Source organism: Candidatus Schekmanbacteria bacterium RIFCSPLOWO2_02_FULL_38_14, from assembly GCA_001790855.1.
Taxonomy (GTDB): domain Bacteria; phylum Schekmanbacteria; class GWA2-38-11; order GWA2-38-11; family GWA2-38-11; genus 2-02-FULL-38-14-A.
In genome coordinates this window covers 120,511-139,050 of sequence record MGDH01000042.1, presented here as the reverse complement: position 1 = coordinate 139,050, position 18,540 = coordinate 120,511, and the positions used below count along the sequence as shown (strand labels likewise).

The 18,540-nt window shown below is 36.8% G+C and carries 16 protein-coding genes, 1 tRNA gene and 1 pseudogene; 17 read left to right on the top strand and 1 reads right to left on the bottom strand.

Annotation, left to right across the window (positions count from 1 at the left end; all coding sequences use genetic code 11):
• The first annotated feature begins 285 nt into the window (after positions 1-285).
• The 10 genes and pseudogenes from A3H37_08475 to A3H37_08430 all read left to right on the top strand — a co-directional run bounded on the left by A3H37_08475 (position 286) and on the right by A3H37_08430 (position 10,854).
• Entirely contained in the window at positions 286-1,707 is a 1,422-nt protein-coding gene (locus A3H37_08475) for a glutamate--tRNA ligase (GenBank protein OGL48045.1), read from the top strand.
• Positions 1,708-1,779: 72 nt separating this feature from the next.
• Positions 1,780-2,505: a hypothetical protein gene (locus A3H37_08470; GenBank protein OGL48044.1), complete on the top strand. Its 726-nt coding sequence runs from the start codon at positions 1,780-1,782 to the stop codon at positions 2,503-2,505.
• A gap of 141 nt (positions 2,506-2,646) precedes the next feature.
• A complete protein-coding gene (locus A3H37_08465; protein ID OGL48043.1) occupies positions 2,647-3,369 on the top strand; it encodes a hypothetical protein in 723 nt (240 codons plus the stop codon).
• Positions 3,350-4,030: an outer membrane lipoprotein carrier protein LolA gene (locus A3H37_08460; protein ID OGL48042.1), complete on the top strand. Its 681-nt coding sequence runs from the start codon at positions 3,350-3,352 to the stop codon at positions 4,028-4,030. The genes A3H37_08465 and A3H37_08460 overlap by 20 nt, the downstream gene beginning before the upstream one ends.
• Before the next feature lie 56 nt (positions 4,031-4,086).
• Positions 4,087-5,754 carry an RIP metalloprotease RseP gene (locus A3H37_08455; GenBank protein OGL48041.1) on the top strand — a complete coding sequence of 556 codons (1,668 nt, stop codon included), beginning with the start codon at positions 4,087-4,089 and terminating at the stop codon, positions 5,752-5,754.
• Between the two features lie 264 nt (positions 5,755-6,018).
• On the top strand, positions 6,019-7,116 hold the full coding sequence (locus tag A3H37_08450) for a 4-hydroxy-3-methylbut-2-en-1-yl diphosphate synthase (GenBank protein OGL48040.1): 1,098 nt from the start codon (positions 6,019-6,021) through the stop codon (positions 7,114-7,116).
• A gap of 494 nt (positions 7,117-7,610) precedes the next feature.
• Positions 7,611-8,384 (top strand): hypothetical protein, encoded by a 774-nt coding sequence (locus tag A3H37_08445; protein OGL48039.1) that lies wholly within the window; start codon positions 7,611-7,613, stop codon positions 8,382-8,384.
• Positions 8,385-9,149 (top strand): hypothetical protein, encoded by a 765-nt coding sequence (locus A3H37_08440; GenBank protein OGL48038.1) that lies wholly within the window; start codon positions 8,385-8,387, stop codon positions 9,147-9,149.
• 696 nt (positions 9,150-9,845) lie between these two features.
• Entirely contained in the window at positions 9,846-10,460 is a 615-nt protein-coding gene (locus tag A3H37_08435) for a hypothetical protein (GenBank protein OGL48037.1), read from the top strand.
• Positions 10,450-10,854, top strand: a pseudogene (locus tag A3H37_08430) (hypothetical protein). The gene A3H37_08435 and the pseudogene A3H37_08430 overlap by 11 nt, the downstream one beginning before the upstream one ends.
• A 208-nt stretch (positions 10,855-11,062) precedes the next feature.
• On the opposite strand, the gene A3H37_08425 reads toward A3H37_08430, so the two are convergent.
• Positions 11,063-11,136, bottom strand: a tRNA-Met gene (locus A3H37_08425).
• A gap of 185 nt (positions 11,137-11,321) precedes the next feature.
• Here A3H37_08425 and A3H37_08420 point away from each other — a divergent pair.
• The 7 genes from A3H37_08420 to A3H37_08390 all read left to right on the top strand — a co-directional run bounded on the left by A3H37_08420 (position 11,322) and on the right by A3H37_08390 (position 18,468).
• The gene (locus A3H37_08420) at positions 11,322-12,329 is read left to right on the top strand and encodes a hypothetical protein (protein OGL48036.1); all 1,008 of its coding nucleotides are present in this window, start codon (positions 11,322-11,324) and stop codon (positions 12,327-12,329) included.
• A 26-nt stretch (positions 12,330-12,355) separates the two neighbouring features.
• A complete protein-coding gene (locus A3H37_08415; protein OGL48035.1) occupies positions 12,356-13,123 on the top strand; it encodes a pantothenate kinase in 768 nt (255 codons plus the stop codon).
• 80 nt (positions 13,124-13,203) lie between these two features.
• Positions 13,204-15,528 (top strand): outer membrane protein assembly factor BamA, encoded by a 2,325-nt coding sequence (locus tag A3H37_08410; protein ID OGL48034.1) that lies wholly within the window; start codon positions 13,204-13,206, stop codon positions 15,526-15,528.
• Positions 15,529-15,628: 100 nt separating this feature from the next.
• On the top strand, positions 15,629-16,144 hold the full coding sequence (locus A3H37_08405; protein OGL48033.1) for a hypothetical protein: 516 nt from the start codon (positions 15,629-15,631) through the stop codon (positions 16,142-16,144).
• A gap of 32 nt (positions 16,145-16,176) precedes the next feature.
• Positions 16,177-17,223, top strand: a complete 1,047-nt coding sequence (locus A3H37_08400) for a UDP-3-O-(3-hydroxymyristoyl)glucosamine N-acyltransferase (protein ID OGL48072.1) — start codon at positions 16,177-16,179, stop codon at positions 17,221-17,223.
• A gap of 19 nt (positions 17,224-17,242) precedes the next feature.
• The gene (locus A3H37_08395; protein ID OGL48032.1) at positions 17,243-17,701 is read left to right on the top strand and encodes a 3-hydroxyacyl-[acyl-carrier-protein] dehydratase FabZ; all 459 of its coding nucleotides are present in this window, start codon (positions 17,243-17,245) and stop codon (positions 17,699-17,701) included.
• A complete protein-coding gene (locus A3H37_08390) occupies positions 17,698-18,468 on the top strand; it encodes an acyl-[acyl-carrier-protein]--UDP-N-acetylglucosamine O-acyltransferase (GenBank protein OGL48031.1) in 771 nt (256 codons plus the stop codon). Before A3H37_08395 ends, A3H37_08390 begins: the two co-directional genes overlap by 4 nt.
• Positions 18,469-18,540 lie beyond the last annotated feature (72 nt).

Sequence of the window (18,540 nt, the reverse complement as noted above, 5' to 3'; positions counted from 1 at the left end):
TTTATACAGGCTGTTTTAAAAGTGCCTATTTGGTGTCATTGCGAGGAGCGACAGCGACGTGGCAATCTCATTACAAAGCTGATAGCTAACAGCTAAAACTGAGATTGCGGAGTAATGTCATTGCGAGCGAAGCGAAGCAATCCAGACGAGATTACCACGAGCCGATAAATCGGCTCTCGTAATGACCCTTTGGGTCAGATTGCTTCAGGGCTAAAGCCCTTCGCAATGACAAGCGAGGGACCTGCTCGCATTGTATGAAATAGAAAGAGAGGTTTGAATTTTTTAATGGAAAAGGTTAGAGTTAGATTTGCTCCAAGTCCAACCGGATATCTCCACATTGGAGGAGCGCACACCGCACTTTTTAACTGGTTTTTTACAAGACGAAACAGTGGAGTTTTTGTTTTAAGGATAGAAGACACAGACATTGTGCGTTCAAATGAGGAGTCTGTAAAAGCCATTATAGATGCCCTTGAATGGCTTGGGATTAACTGGGATGAGGGCCCATATTTTCAGAGCAAACGCAGAGACCTTTATCTGGGTGCTGTAAAAAAACTTCTTGATACAGGGAAGGCGTACAAGTGCTACTGCACTCAAGAAGAACTTAAGGAAATGAGAGAAAAAGCCCTCAAGGAAAAAACGATTCCAAAATATGACGGAAGATGCAGGAAGCGAAAACAGGGCAATACTGACAAGTCTTTTGTTGTAAGGTTTGCAGCTCCGCATGAAGGAAAAACTGAAATTAATGATTTAATACGCGGGCAGGTAATTTTTGATAATTCCCAGCTCGATGACTTGGTTCTTCTCAGGGGTGATGGTTCTCCAATGTATAACCTCGTGGTAGTGGTTGATGATGCTGAGATGGAGATTAATTATGTCATTAGAGGGGATGACCATCTGGCAAATACTCCAAAACAGATTCTTTTATACGAAGCTCTTGGATATGAAATTCCAAAATTTGCTCACCTTCCAATGATTCTTGGAGAAGATAAGGCAAGACTGAGCAAGCGGCACTGCGCTACTTCTGTTATGGCTTACAAGGAGATGGGATATCTTCCTCAGGCAATGGTAAATTATTTATCAAGGCTTGGATGGTCGTATGGTGACCAGGAGATATTTTCAGTTGAAGAGCTGATTGGAAACTTTTCGCTTGATAAAGTCGGAAAATCAGCAGCAATTTTTAATCCTGAAAAGCTTCTATGGCTTAACAGTCACTATCTCAAGACAACTGATGAACAAAAAATGCTGGAAAACATTCTGCCTTTTCTTGAAAAAAAAGGATATGAAAGAAAAGAGTTTGATGACAGGGAGAGAATGTTTAAAATCATAAAAGGGCTGAAGGAACGTTGCAAAACAATTAAGGAGATGGCTGAATCAGCCTATTATTTCTTTACCGATGAGATAAAGTATGATGACAATGCAGTCAAAAAATGGATTACAGTTCAGTCCTGTTCTGTTATCAGGAAGTTGATAACAGAGTTGAAGAATCTGGAAGAGTTTAATGTGGCAGACATTGAAAAAATATTTTTGAGAACTATGGAAGAGAAGAAGTTGAAGCTTGTCCAGATTGCCCAGCCTGTAAGGGTTGGATTAACCGGAAATACAGTAAGCCCCGGGATTTTTGAGGTCATTGAGATACTCGGCAGGGAAAGGGTATTGAAAAGATTAAGCAGAGTGATAGATTTGCAAATGACAAATGATAAAGCTTAAAAGTCAGATTAGCTGTAAATTATAAGCGGTAGGCTTTAGGAAGAAATCCAGAACAATCCTAAGGAGGGGAAAGTGGTAAGGCAAATAAAAAAAACAAAAACGAGGAAAAGAGAAAAAACAAAAAAGATTGAACAAACAACTTTTCTGCAGAAGGTGTTTTATTTTTTTCAGGAAAATGCCAGAACTTTCATATATGCAATATCTATAATCCTTATAATAGGGGTTGCAGCAGGTATTTTCCTCTATACCAAGAAGCAATCTGAGAGAAATGCTGCTGAAAGGTTCTATCAGGTTCTGAAAATATACTGGCAGAGCGAAGAAGGAAAAGAAGAGGACATGGCTAAATATCTTAAAGCCTTCAGGGAATTTCAGGGAATAGTTAATGAATATCCGGGCACCAGATATGCTGGCTGGTCTTTAGTCTATATGGGGAACTGTAATCTGCATCTTAAAAACTATAAGAAAGCAATAGAATCCTATGACCAGTATATAAAAGAAAGCAAGGAAGCGGATATCTTTACTGCTGATGCTTATCATGGCAAGGGGATTGCTTATATTGAAGAGGGAAAATATCCTGAAGCTATAAAAGCGTATAAAGATATTTTAAAAGCAGGCAAAGGTCCGTTAGAAGAGAAATTACTTTGGGAAACAGGATGGTGTTATGAGAAAATAGGAGATAATAAAAATGCTTTGGACTTTTATAAAAGAATTGTGAAAGATCATCCAGCCTCTTCCTTCAAAAGTGATGCGGAAAAAAAGGTAAAAGTATTGGAACAGGTTAATCAGCAGAACTTATGAGAATAACCCGGCATTCCATATTCATTTATTTTGACAATGAAAAAGATGGAGGATATAGTTAACAGAAATATCAAATCCACAATTACAAATAGTTTTGAAATCTGAACGTTGGAATTTGTGATTTAAAAAGAGTTTAATGCTATGGATTCAATAGATTCATCCACATCATCTTATAAAATTGAGCTTCCTTTTTATGAAGGTCCAATGGATCTTTTGCTTCATTTAATCAAAAAAAATGAAATTGATATTTATGATATCCCGATTGCACTGGTAACAGAGCAGTATCTTGAATACATTGAAATGCTGAAGGTTCTAAATCTTGATACAATCGGAGACTTTCTTGTGATGGCTGCAACGCTGATGCATATAAAATCAAAAATGCTTCTTCCTCCCGACCCGGAAGAAGATGCGGAAGAGGCGGATCCCCGTGAAGAACTTGTGAAGCGCCTCATAGAGTACAGGAAGTTCAGAGATGCGGCTGAAAAGCTGAGCGGAAGAGAGCAGTATTATTCAGAGTTATATGACAGGGATGCGAGTATTGAGGGGCTTAAAAAAGAAGAGATTCTTCTTGAGGTTTCAGTATTTGACCTGATTTCCGCATTCAGAAGTATAATTGTGAGAGTAAAAGACAAAGAATTTCATGAAGTAACAATAGAGAAACTGAATATAAATGATAAAATATCAGATATTATGGAAAAATTAAATTCCAACAAGAGCTTGACTCTGCAGCAATTTTTTGAAAATATGGGCTCCAGATATGAGATGGTAATTACATTTTTAGCCCTTTTAGAACTTATAAAACTAAGGTTAGTGAAAGTTGTTCAAAAAAATCCTTTTTCCACGATTGAAATATATTCTAATTAAACCATCAGGATTATTTTTATATCTTTTAATTCTGAATTTCATACTCCCTGAACCTGTTTATCCTGAAACATCAGCGCTTGATGAGATTGTTTCAAAGATTCAGAAGAAATATGAGTATGTGAGGGAACTTGAGACAGATTGCATCCAGGAAACTTTTAACAGAACAGTTGAGAAAAAATTTATTTTCAAAGGAAGCTTATATGTAAAAAAACCTGATAAGCTGAGGATGGAAATAAAAGAACCAGAAAAACAGCTGATAATAGCAAATGGCCAGACTTTGTGGGTATATCTGCCTGAAAACAAGCAGGTTGTCAGGGAGAAGTTGGATTTGAACAATAAATCCAAAACAGCCCTTACAATTCTTACAGGAATGGCAAAGCTTAGCAGGGATTTTGAAATTTCAATGGAACAGGGTTCTGAGAAAAGCAGAAGCTATATGCTGGGATTAATACCAAAAGATTCAAAAAGCATGATTAAAAAGATGAGGCTTGAGGTTGACAAGAATAATTTGAATTTTCAAAAGGTGATTGTTGAAGACAGTTTCGGTAACTGGACTTCTTATGAATTAAAAAATATTAAAGTGAACAGAGGAATATCGGATTCCAAATTTGAGTTTAAAACACCTGATGGTGTTGAGGTGGTAGAATCTACAGGGGATTAAATTATTTAGTTTCAAATTTAAGGTTAAAGATGCCTTTAAAAGGAGTATTAGAGTAAATGAATTATATCTTAGGGACAGTAATCGCATTAGGGCTTTTGATTTTTGTTCACGAGTTAGGGCACTTCCTTCTGGCAAAAAGGGCAGGGGTGGGTGTTCAGAAATTCTCGCTTGGGTTTGGCCCAAAAATAGTCGGCAAAAAATGGGGAGAAACAGAATATCTTATTTCAGCATTTCCGTTTGGAGGATATGTGAAACTTGAAGGTGAATCTCCTGATGAAGAGGTGGTTGATAAGGGAAAATCATTTACTCATAAACCCCCTTTTGTAAAGCTTTCTGTTGTAGCAGCAGGACCTCTTTTTAACATTATTTTTGCAGTTTTGATAATCACTGTCATTTACACTATTGGTATCACAACTCTTTCTCCCTTTGTGGCTGAGGTGGAAAAGGGGATGCCTGCTGATAAAGCCGGGTTAAAATACGGAGACGAAATTGTAAAGATTAATGGAATAGATGTTAATAGCTGGGAAGAAATGACAGGCTTAATTCATACAAGCGGCGGGAAGAGTTTGGACCTTACAGTAAAAAGAGACGGGAAAACTTTCAAAAAGACAATAACTCCTGTTGAGAAAGAGGTTCCAAATCTTTTCGGAGAGAAGAACAAGATTTCTCTGGTAGGTATTCTTCCAATAGCCCTTGAGTCAAAAATTGGCGGTATTAAAAAGGGGATGCCGGCAGAAAAACTGGGATTCAATCCGGGTGATTTAATAAAAAGAGTCGGGAACAGAAAAATAGAAGTCTGGAAACAGCTTGAAGAAATAGATATTGGAAGTATTCCAAAGCCAGTTGAAATAATTTTGCAAAGGCAGAAAAAGGAAGACAAGGGAAATTCAAAGGATAAAACAACAGAAGATATAAAAATCATAATTCCTGATAATGAAATTGTTCAGGGTAAAAAATTTACTGAACTTCTGGGGATTGAGTCAACAGAGCTCTATATTGAGAAAACAGAAAAGGGGTCCCCTGCAGAATCAGGAGGACTTAAACCGTTTGATAAAATTGTAGGCGTGAATGGCAAGGAAATAAAAAACTGGATGGAAGTTGAAGAGATAATCAAGAAAAATCCTGAAAAGAAAATTGATATAATGGTTGAAAGAGATGGGAAGAAAGAAAACTTGGCGCTTACTCCGAGGAAGGAAAAGAGAAGAAATCTTCTGGATGAAAAAATTAATGTTGGAGTGATTGGTGTTTATTCGGCTAATTCATACACGGAACCAAAACTGAAAGAAGTAAAATATTCTCTGCCTGCGGCGTTTGTAAACAGCGTTGAGCGGACAGGGAATTTAACTGTGCTTATCTTTAAAGGGATTTATATGCTTGTGAGCGGTAAAATCTCAAGCAAAAATATAAGTGGACCAATTGCCATTGCAAAGATGGCAGGAGACCAGGCAAAAAAAGGAGTATATGATTTTGCCTTTTTTGTTGCTTTTATCAGCATAAATCTCGGGATAATAAATTTTGTTCCGCTTGGAACGATTACAGACGGGGGACTGATACTGCTGTTCATAATCGAAGGGATTATAGGAAAACCTGTTAATCTTAAGCTCCGCGAGTTTACACAGTATATCGGGATTGTGATGATTGTTGCGCTGATGGGATTTGCTCTTTATAATGATTTTAACAGGTATCTTGGAGATATAATAGATTTCTTTGCAAGGCTTATTTGAAGCTGAAGGTAGTGGTCAGTGAATAGTTAACAGTAGGACAGGCGTCCCGCCTGTCCGTTTGAAGGAAAACAGAAAGAGAGAAAAGAAAATCAGCGGGACAAGAATGTCCCGCCTATCGATAGACGGGGTTTTCTAACCCCGCTAAAAAGATGTTCAGAGAAAGATTATTGAGAAATTAAAATAAGTCAGGCGAGACCTGCCTGCCGGCAGGCAGGCGACTGACCTACTGATGAAAAGAAAAATTATTTTTGTGAAAGATAATCAATGGTATGCCGCAAGACCCGCCAGATATCTGTTGGCAATGTAAAAGTTGGAGGAGATGCTCCAGTCTCTGTTCAGTCAATGACAAAGACTGATACCTGTGATGTCAAAGCAACAGTCGCTCAGATTAAAAAGCTGGAAAAGGTGAGATGTGAGATTGTAAGGGTTGCAGTCAAGGATAAAGAGGCAGCAGGTTGTCTTAGGGATATTAAAAGCCAGATATCAATTCCGTTGATAGCAGATATCCATTTTGATTGTAATCTGGCTTTGGAATCTATTGAGCAGGGTGTTGACGGAATCAGGATAAATCCCGGAAACATAGGAGGAAAGGAAAAGGTAAGGGAGATAATCAGGGCATCCAGGGGAAAAGGAATTTCAATAAGGGTTGGTGTAAATTCAGGCTCAATTGAGAAAAAGATTCTTGAAAAATACGGCAAACCCTCTGCTGAGGCAATGGTTGAAAGCGCAATAAGAAATCTGGAGATTTTTGAGGAAGAAAACTTTTATGATATAAAGGTTTCGCTCAAGGCATCTGATGTTTTAAAAACAATAGATGCCTACAGGCTTTTTGTAAAGGAAGCAGACAAGTTATCATCAGGAAAAAAAGCAGGATATCCCCTTCATCTTGGAGTAACAGAGGCAGGCATTGTATTTACAGGAGTTATAAAATCATCAATAGGCATCGGGGTTCTTTTGAATGAGGGGATTGGCGATACGATAAGGGTTTCGCTCACAGGTGACCCTGTTGATGAGGTCAGGGCAGGGTATGCAATACTGCGCTCTCTGGAGCTCAGAGAAGGGGGCTTAGACCTAATCTCCTGTCCGACGTGCGGGAGATGCCAGATTGATGTTGAAAAAATTGCAGAAGAAGTTGAAAAAAAACTCTCCCATATAAAAGCTCCAATTCGTGTAGCTGTGATGGGATGTGTTGTGAATGGTCCTGGTGAGGCAAGAGACGCACATGTAGGAATTGCAGGAGGAACAGGTGAAGGACTGCTGTTTAAGGAAGGAAAGATTATAAAGAAGGTTAGCGAAAAAGACCTTGTAGATGCTATTGTAGATGAAGTGGAGAAATTAGCAGGAGAAAGAAAGCATGGTTGAATAATTTATGAAAAATCTGGTATGCGCATCTTGTAACATAAGAAACTGCAAAGACCCTTTCACAAAAAAGATTGCACTTGTGGCAGCCATTTACCTGTCACATTCTTATTATCAGGGACTTAAATAATAAGTAGATCACTTTGGGGTAGAGGTCTATATTTTTAAAACTTCATATTTAACAGGAAGAAGTCTATCTAAGGCTATATGTTTTGAAGCATCAAGAATTTCAATCCCAACAATTTTATCATTCTCGCCAATATCCAGGACAATATTAAATGTAATGAGCTCTGGCATATAAGGATTGCAGGCTAAAAGAAATGCGATAGTATTTAGATATTAATCTTTTAGTCTGTTGCTATCTGCCGCTACGGGCAGTCAATAAAGAGAACCGTTGTACTAGCTCAATAATCCCGCACCGCCGGATAAAAAAACCTTGCTTTCTTCTGCTCTTTGTATATATTGTGTGCAGATAATAATCGTAAATAGGTTATTTTATGGACACAAAAAGAACTATATTGTCTGAAAAAGAATTAAATCTCATCAAAGAGATTATTATCCGGCACAGCATAATTGTAACCTTCCCTCAGATTTTCAGTATCCTCAAAAAACAGATGAGTCGTCAGGCAGCAAGAAACTTGGTCAATAAACTCTCCAAAAATGGCTGGCTTGTAAGAATTAAAAAAGGCATCTATGCTATTGCCAATCTTGAATCCAGAGGAATGGTTACTACTCCTGTTTTTAAGGTTGCGCAACTTTTGGTTAGGGATTCGTATGTTTCTTTTGAGGCAGCTCTCCAAAATTACGGGATGTTTGATCAGATGCTTAAAACTATCATTTCTGTTTCCCTGAAAAGGCAGAGAACAAAAGAGATTCAGGGAATAGCCTATAAATATATTTACGGAAGAAAGGAACTTTTCTGTGGTTGGGAAGAAAAGAGAATTGAGAATTATCTCGTCAAGGTTGCTACTCCTGAAAAGGCAATTTTAGATATGCTTACATTCAAAAGAGGTATTTACACTGTAGACATGGTTTTAGAAAAACTTACAGAATTTAGACGTGATTTTGATTTTTACCATTTTAATACTCTAAGCAAAAAACATCCGAAAGCAGTTCAAAGAATATTGGGATTTCTGTTCGACAAACTCTCTATTGATTCTCAACATCTTTATAACTCTGTCAAGGAAGATAAAGGATGCAGTTATATGGCGCCTGGCAGCAAAAAGTTTAATGCAAAATGGCGGTTATACTATCACAAACATTTTGATTAAATGCTTTATCCATTAATTAAAAGAAGAGAATTAGAGGTATTAAATAATAAGTCTCTTAAGTATCCGTTAGCTGTTGCTGAAAAAGATTATTTTTTAGCAATTGTATCCAAGATTATTTATGACTCTTCCCTGCGTGATAAACTTGTATTCAAAGGTGGAACCGCAATCCATCATTGTTATTTACAGCAGTCACGCTTTTCAGAAGATTTAGATTTTTCCTCGTTGGATAAATCTATTACTTTGGAAGAAGTAAAGACGCTTTTACATTCTCAAGATTTTTTAGAGGTTAAAAAAGATTATGTCTCAAAAGCCACGATAAAGATTGAGCGGTTAAAATACTCTGGTCTTTTGGGTTTACCAAATTCCCTTAAAGTTGAAATTGATTTTATACAAAATGTTATATTGCCAGCAAAAGAAGTTGAATACAAAAATGTCTGGGGAGTTAAGACTAATGTAAAGGTGATGGATATTAAAGAGGTCTGCGCAGAAAAGATAAGAGCAGCCAATGACCGTGCAAGATATAGAGATTTTTATGATTTAGTTTTGCTTTTTAATAATTTTAATTTTGATTTAAAAGAGATAGTTGAACTTATGAGACAGAAGGAAATTAGGAATCCAATAACTCAAGAAGGAATTTTAAGAAATTGGGGAGTAGTTAAAAAAGAAAAAGAGACAGGATTAGAAAGGATTTACTACTCAAAAGAAGTTTCTGAATCTTCTGTTGAGGCACTAATTAAAAAGCTCAAAATTAACTTAAAAAAATAAAGCGAGATAATAATGCTCCGCCCTATTAAAGCACTTAATCAAATTGTTGAAGAGTATAGAGATTTTTTATTCACGGAGTTTCGTGCCAAAGACCCGCAGTTAAAGGAATAGCTTGAGCGAGAACATAGATCCGGCTTCCTATCACAAGAACCATTCTATCAAGCACACAGACCATTTAAAGAAGGAAAAAAATGGCAAAAGCTTCCAATTGATAAAAAGTTGGCTAGAACCCTTGAGAAAAGATCTAAGAACGAGAGCTGCTATCTGCATCAATCAGAAGCTATAAAACATTTATTACAGAATAATCCAACTTCACTTGTGGTTACGACTGGTACTGGTAGCGGGAAAACAGAATGTTTTTTGCTTCTATCAGTTTTAATGTAATATCCTTATATTCGCATTGTGTTTAGGGGGACGATTCTCTTTAATCCCTCACCGCCGGATAAAAACCTGAACTCTATGAGGTTTTGACTCTCAGAAAAATGATCCGGTTTTTTTTAATCCTCATATCATTTTAATTCCAAGAAATTTCGCTACCATTCTTTCATGCTTTTGTATTGACTTATTTTCTTGTAAGCTTATTTTAAAGCAATTGAAAAGGCTTTTCTCTTGGATTCATACCTCCGGTTAAGGAATGAATTGACAATGGATTGGAATATGTTACACTTGTAACATATTTGTTACAAAGGAATTAATATGAAATATCATATTTCAATATTAGATATTTTAAACTCAAAAGTAAAAGTAAAAATTATAAAATTTCTTTTGGGTCATGATGCTTCTATGAGCGAAAGAGAAATAGCCTCTGTTTTAAAAGTTTCCCATATGAGCATAAATAGAACCTTACGGGAGCTTTCAGAATTGAATTTTGTAAATTTTATTACTGTCGGCAAAGCTCATTTATGGAAAGTAAACCGGAGAAGCTATGCTTTTCAGGTTTTATCAAAATTAGTCAAAGGAGTTTCAGAAATAAAATTGCCGTTGGAAGATCTGAAAAAGACTATCTTGAAAACTTTGCCAAAAACTCTGATTAAAAAAGTAATATTATTTGGGTCTTTGGTAAACGGTTCAGAGAGACCAGATAGTGATATAGATATATTTATCTTAGTCAGAAATGAAAAGGATAAACAAAAACTCGAAGTATATTTAGAAAAATTATCAACTATGTGCCTTGAGCTTTATGGGAACAGACTTGCTCCTTATATCTTAACAGAAAAGGAAATAAAACAAAGGAAGAAGTTAAAAATTATTTCTGAAGTAGAAAATGGCATGCAAATATTTCCAGAAGAGAAGAGTTTTAATTATGCCTAAATTAAAAACCAGAGATGTTTCAAAATCATTATATGTCAATTACATTAAGAGAGCTGAAGAATGTCTGCATGCAGCAAAAAATTCTTTTAACAAACAGGAATGGAATGCGTCAACAATTAATGCTATCCATTGCTGTATAGCAGTGTGTGATGCAATGTGTGTATATTTCTTAGGGAAACGTCATATCGGGGAAAGTCATAGCGAGGCTGTAACTCTTTTTAAGACAATTTAAAGTGGTGAAGATATAGATATAAATTCCAATAGGATTATTAGAATACTCCGCATTAAAAATATAGCTGAGTATGAAGAAAGATTAGTTCTTAAATCAGAGTCTGAAAAAGTTCTAAAAGACTGTGAGAGATTTTTTGAATATGCTAAGAAAGTACTACCATAGCAGGAAATAAAGAGATGGGCTGTTTTAAACATATGCTTAATAAGGCTATTGAGTGGGGTTATATTAAAAAAGTCCAACCAAAGAAGTCAAACTCTTTAAACAACCACTAAAAATAATGAAAGGCGGACTGTTCCTGGGTTTTGGTATAAAGATTGCGAAGGAATTAAAAAAGGCTTAGAGAAAACTCCAAGCCTTTAATTACAAAGAGTAGCGGGGACAGGATTTGAACCTGTGGCCTTCGGGTTATGAGCCCGACGAGCTACCAGACTGCTCCACCCCGCAGTGAATAGTGATACTTGATAAAGGAATATACAGCATTTGTCAAGGATAAAACAGAAAAACAAGTTTGAAAGATGAAATGTTTTAGGGTTCAGGGATTTGAGGGGTCGAGGAGTCAAGAGAGAGTCAAATCCCCCCTTGCCCCCCTTTTCTAAAGTGGGGAGAACTATTCAGGAGAAAAATTAGTAATGAAGGCAATGATACTTGCAGCAGGTTTTGGAAAGAGGCTTCAGCCTTTGACTTTTAAAAGGGCAAAGCCTGCAATTCCTGTGATGAATGTTCCTCTGATATTACAAAATCTGAAGTTCATAAAGAAAAACGGAATAAATGAAGCTGTGATAAACCTGCATTATCTTCCTGATTCGATAAAAAATATTGTAGGGGATGGTTCCAGACTGGGAATGAACATTGCATATTCCTATGAAACAGAAATAATGGGCACTGCAGGAGGTTTAAAAAAAGCTGAAGAGTTCTTAAAAAATTCAACTTTTATTATGATTAATAGCGACACTCTGATTGATTTTGATTTGCAGGATGCAATCAGGTTTCACAGGCAGAACAATGCAATTGCTACAATGGTTCTTACAGATATCAATGAAGAGGAAGAATATGGTTCTGTCGAAGTGGATGAAGATTGCGGGGTAAGAAATATTCTCGGGAAAATTCAATACACTGGTAAACCGCTTCGGAGAAAAGTATTTGCAGGAGTTCATATTTTTGAATCAAGAATCTTTGATTTTGTTCCCTCAGGTATTTTCTATGAGATAAATGCGCAGGTTTATCCAATGCTTATTGAGAAAGGAGAAAAGGTGTGCAGTTATCAGCTTTCAGGGTACTTCAATGATATTGGAACGCTTAAGAGATACCTAAAAGTTCACAAGGAGATTTTACAGAACCGGATTCCTTTCATTAAAAGAAAATATGAGATTGAGAGTTATTTTACCGGAAAAAATTGCATGATTGCCAGCGGAAATGTTAATCTGGAACTTGTAGTTCTTGGAGAAAATTGCCAAGTTGGGAACAATACATCTATAGTGGAATCAGTGGTTTTGGAAAATGTGAGGGTAGGGAGTGGTGTCAGGATGAAAATGGCAATTATTGATAATGGCGTTTCCATAGATGATGGAATGGTAATTGAGGGTTCTGTGGTGTATGTTGATGATAATGGGGAGAGAAAGATTGTTACAATTCCTTGAACCATTTTATATAAAGGAGTTTTCAAATGTTGCTAGTTGTTGATGTGGGCAATACAAATACGGTAATTGGCGTTTATGATAAAGACAGACTTGTTGTGAACTGGAGAATAACCACAAAGAAAGACGGAACAGTTGATGAGTATGGAGTGGTTTTCAGAGACCTTTTTAATTTTTCAAGTGAAGTAAAGTTTGAAATGATAGATTCAATGATAATTTCATCTGTTGTTCCTCCAATAATTTCTCCACTAGTTGGGATGGCTGAGAAGTATTTCAATGTGGTTCCTATTATAGTTGATTCAGAAACAAAAACAGGGCTCAGGATTCTTTATGATAATCCAAAGGAGGTTGGGGCAGACAGGATTGTCAATGCAGTAGCAGCATTCAAAAAATACGGCGGACCTACAATTGTTGTTGATTTCGGGACAGCAACGACTTTCTGCTCAATATCCAAAAATGCTGAATACAGGGGAGGGATTATAGTCCCCGGCATAATGATTGCACTTGAGGCGCTTTTTCAGAGGGCTGCAAAACTGCCGAGGATAGAATTGAAAAAACCTGACAGGGTTTTGGGCAAAAACACTGCAAACAGCATGCAGTCAGGTATAATTTTTGGTTATGCAGGGCTAGTTGACGGGCTTATCAGTCGCCTTGAAAAAGAACTCGGAGAAAAAAGTTTTGTTGTTGCAACCGGTGGCTTGGCAGAGGTTATTGCTTCAGAATCAAAGAAAATCAAAAAAGTATATCCTTTCCTGACGCTTGAAGGACTAAAGATAATTTATAAAATGAATTCTTAATTTTTATTTACAAAATCTTATTTAGTTGATATTTAAAAAAACTTGGATTTGAGGCTCATTGCTGCAAACCCAAGGTGAGGATGCGCTATGTATTTTATTATAAAGAGGTGGTTTTCAAGGGGATTTATTTATTGAAGAACTTTTTCATGCTTCTGATAGTCCTGTTAACTTTTTCAGTCTTTTTTGCTGATAGCAACGCTGCTGATGAAGATGATGGCAGGGAAAAGATTTTTGAAATTAAGGTTCAGGGAAATAAAAAGATTGAGACCTCAACAATCCTTTCTAAAATAGAATCCAAGGCAGGGACATTTTTATCTTCTGAACAGATAAGCAAGGATATAAGCGCTGTTTTTGACCTTGGTTTTTTTAAAGATGTTCAGGTCGAGAAAGAGAAAGTGCAGCGAGGAGTTATTCTGACCTATATTGTTTCTGAAAAACCAACTGTAAAGATTATAACTGTTAGCGGAAACAAGCTTATTGATACAGAAAAGATAAAGAAAGAAATTACCCTTATAGTTGATACAATTTTGTCAAGAAAAGAGATTGATGCTTCAATTAAAAAAATCAGAACCCTCTATCAGAACGAGGGATATTATCTTGTTGAAATTTCCTATACACAAAAACCCATGCCAAAAAACAGTGTTGAGGTTGTGTTTAATATTACTGAAGGGAATCAGGTAACCCTGAAAAAAATAATAATAGAAGGGAACAATGCCTTTACAGATAAACAGATAAAAGCTGTTATGGATACAAAAGAGGATTGGCTGTTTGCATGGGCGACTTCAGCAGGTGATTTTAAAGAGGATGTTTTTAAAAAGGATCTGGAAAAAATAGATTCTTTCTATCAGGACAATGGTTTCATAGAAGTTGAGATAGATGAGCCAAGGATAGAGCTTTCAAGCGACAGAAAGAATATGTTTCTTATTATCCCCATAAAGGAGGGAAGGCAGTTTAAGGTAGGAAGAATTGACATACGGGGAAATACTTTGTTTTCAGACAAGGAAGTTGCGGGTATTCTTGGATTTAAAAAGGGCTCCATTTTCAACCGTGGCAAACTTGAAAACGGGATTATTGCACTAAGTGATATGCATGCTCAGAAGGGATATCTTTTTGCTGATATTATTCCTGTAAGGAAATTCCCAAAAGACCTTCCTGTTATCAACATGAATATCACCATTGACAAGGGTGAAAGATATTATCTTGGAAGAATTGAAATCACAGGTAATTATAAGACAAAGGATAAAGTGATAAGGCGGGAACTTAATATTGCTGAAGGAGACCCAGTCAACAGCCTGAAGCTGAGGCAAAGCCGAGATGATATTTATGCCCTTGGGTTTTTTGGAGACATTAAGGCTAAAACAAAGAGAGGGAAAGGGAAAAATCGCCTTGACCTTGAAATGAATGTTGAGGAAAAACCAACAGGCACTCTTACATTTGGCGGCGGATTCAGTTCTGCTGAGAGCTTAGTCGGAGTAATAAGTGTTTCTGAAGATAACCTTTTCGGGAGAGGGTACAGAATTTCTCTCAGCGGCCAGTTCAGCACCAGGACAACACAGTTTGACCTGAGCTTCACCAATCCTTGGTTTATGGATAAGCCTATAAGCGCAGGCTTTGACCTTTTTAACAGGAGGTCAGAGGATTTCAATGATGATTACACAAGAAAGGAAACAGGCGGAAGGGTGAGGTTTGGATTTAGGGTCTTTGAAAGAGTATGGGCATTTTTCTCTCCAAAATATGTTAATGAGAGCCTTTCAAACATTGACATAAAATCATCAGACATAATTAAACAGTTCGAGGGAAGCAACACTACAATAAGTAACCTTTACAGTTTTACAAGAGATACAAGAAACCATCCATTATTTCCAACAAGCGGAACAAGGCACGAAATATCCTATGAGCATGCAGGTGCTTTTCTTGGGGGAGACATAAACTTTTACAGGATAATAGTTGACAGCAGCAAGTATTATCCAATGTGGGGTGATACTGCGCTTCTTCTCCACGGCACTTTTGGTTACGTTGATGATTACAATGGAAAAAGTGTTCCTGTCTATGAAAGGTTCAAACTCGGAGGTGCAAGGACTATCAGGGGATACCAGAATGAAGATATAGGACCTGCGGACAAGTTTGAAAATAAAATCGGAGGAAACAAAGAGATTGTATTTAATGCAGAATACATTATTCCAATCCTGCCAAATCAGGTGCAGCTTATATTGTTTTTTGATGCAGGCAATGCAGTCCTGAACAGTGAAAATTTGCTCAGTAATGTGAAAAAAAGCGTGGGAGTAGGTACAAGGCTTTTTCTGCCAATAGGTCCTGTCCGTATAGACATTGGATATAAACTTGACAAAGAGAAGGGGGAATCAGCGACACAATTCCACTTTGGAGTAGGAGGGACATTCTATTAAAAAGCAAAATTAAGCAGCAAAATATTTAAAAGAGAAATTTAGAAAATGGAATTTAAAACTAAAAACTTAAAACTAAGAACCAAGACACAGGAGATTTTTTATGAAATATTTATTTAAGGTTTTTACTCTTATATTAATTATTGCAATTCCGCAAATGGCAAATGCTGAGACGTCAAAGATTGGAGTTGTAGATTTGCAAAAAGTTCTTAATGAGTCGTTAAAAGGGAAAGAGGCAGTAAAACTTCTTGAGGTTGAGTTTGAAAAAAAGAAAAAAGAGCTTAATGCAAAGGAAGATGATATTAAGAAACTTGAAGAGGAAATAACAAAGAGAGGTTCTCTCTGGAGCGAGAAGGTTAAACAGGAGAAGGAGGAGGAATATGACAAGAAAGTGAAAGAATACAGAAGGCATCAGACTGACCTTAAAGATGAATTTCAGAGAAAGAATAAAAATTTTACTGATAAGATACTCTCAGACATTATTGAGCTCGTAAGGACGGTGGGTGAAGAGGAGAAGTTTTCTTTGATAATGGAAAGACAGAATGCTATATTCACATCTTCTGCAATTGATATTACTGACAAAGTGATAAAACTCTACAATGGCAAAGGAAAGGGTTAAAAGTAGAATAAAAAATGAAAGGGGTTGATTTAATGATTAAGAGTCTTGGAGAGATAGGTGAAATTGTTGGAGGGAAAGTAGTCGGCAGGAGTGATATTTCAATTTCAGGCGTTTCAGGGATTGAGGAAGCCAAGGAAGGAGATATTACTTTTTTTGTTAACCCAAAATTTTTTCCTCTGTTATATAAGACTCACGCATCAGCAATACTTGTTGCAAAGGAGATACCTGATTGCAACAGAGCAATGATAATTGTTCCAAACCCGTATATGGCATTTGCAAAGCTTATTAACCTCTTTTATGTTGAAAAAAGAAAGCCCGTTGGTGTTGATAGAAACACTGTTATTGGAGAAAATGTAAGGTTTGGGAAGGACCTGTCAGTTTACCCCTTTGTTGTTATTGAAGATAATGTGGAAATAGGCGACAGGGTAACTGTTATGCCTGGAAGTTTCATAGGCAGAAATTCAAAAATTGATGAGGACACGATCATATATCCAAATGTTTCAGTCAGGGAAGGCACAGAGATAGGAAAAAGAGTGATAATCCACAGCGGGACTTCGGTTGGAAGCGATGGCTTTGGATTTGTACAAGAGAATGGAAAACATATCAAGATTCCACAGGTTGGTTCAGTGGTTATTGAGGATGATGTTGAAATAGGCTCGAATGTGTCTATTGACAGGGCTACTCTTGGAAAAACTATTATCAAGAAAGGGACCAAGATAGACAATCTGGTTCAGATTGGACACAATGTAACAATAGGCGAGAATAACATACTGGTATCTCAGGTTGGAATATCTGGAAGCTGCGTTATAGGGGATAATGTTCTTTTGGCAGGACAGGTTGGTATTGCTGACCATGTCAGGATTGGTGATTATGTGGTAGTTGGTGCAAAATCAGGTGTAGGAAAGGATATAAAAGCTAATTCAGTTGTAAGCGGGGCTCCGGCTTATCCTCACCATAAATGGAGAAGGACTCAGGTGTGCCTTCCGAAACTTCCGGAATTTTTCAAGAAGTTAAAAAAACTTGAAAAGAAAATCTTAAAATTAGAACAGAAATTGGCAATAAAAGAAAAACAAAAATAGAAAGATTAGAGGTTTATATATGCTGAATATAAATGAAATAGAAAAACTTCTTCCTCACAGATATCCTTTTTTGCTTGTTGACAGAGTGGTTGAAATAGAAAATAACAAAAGGATAGTCGGAATAAAAAATGTAACTGCCAATGAACCTTTTTTCCCTGGACATTTTCCGGGGCACAAGGTTATGCCCGGAGTTTTGATTATTGAAGCACTGGCACAACTGGGATGTTTGCTTTTGCTTGTTTCAACCGGTGATGCAGAAAAGGTCATCTATTTCATGAGCATGGATAAGGTCAAATTCAGAAAAAATGTTGTACCCGGCGACCAGCTAAAAATGGAGATTGTTGTTACAAAGAGAAGGGACAGAATCTGGAGAGTTGACGGGAAGGCTTTTGTAGAGGATGTTCTTGTTACTGAAGGGAAACTTCAGGCTTATGTTTCTGATCTCAGAATAAGCGATTTAATGAGGAAAGATAAATGAAAATTCATCCCACTGCAGTAGTTCATCCCAAAGCTGAGATTGGGAGGGATGTGATAATAGGTCCCTATACGGTTGTTGAAGAAGAAGTTTTCATAGGTGATAATACAGAGGTTGCATCAAATGTGCTTTTAGAAAAGTGGACTACCATTGGAAAAGAATGTGAGGTGTCATCAGGAGCAAAAATTGGAGGGAAACCTCAGGACCAGAAATTCAGAGATAAAAAGTCTTTTGTTAAAATAGGTGATAATTCTCAGATAAGAGAATTTGTAACTATTCACAGGTCATCTCAGGAAGAAAGGGCAACTGTTATAGGAAGCAATGTTATGGTTATGGCATATTCCCATGTTGCCCATGACTGCGAAATAGGAGACAATGTTGTAATTACAAACTATGTAGGTCTGTCAGGGCATGTAAAGGTTGAAGAGAGAGCAATAATTTCAGGGTTTGTTGGAATACACCAGTTCTGCAAAATCGGAAAGCTTGCATTGATAAGCGGGTTTTCAGGAGTATCAAAAGATGTTCCTCCTTTTGTTATTGTCAGGGGTGTTACAACCAAACCTTATGGGCTCAACATAATCGGACTGAAAAGGAATAATATTCCAGAAGAAGCGATTGACTGCCTGAAAGAGGCATATTGTTTTCTTTTTCAGTCAGGACTGAATGTGTCTCAGGCGCTTGAAAGAATTAAGAGCGAAATTCCAAAATGCAATGAGATTGATCACCTTGTAGGATTCATAGAAAATTCTGAAAGAGGGATTTGTAAATAAGGCAGCTTCAACAGATAAAGATTCAGGTTGTTTTCCAAAGGAGATTAGGAAGTTGAAAAAAATAAAAACAGG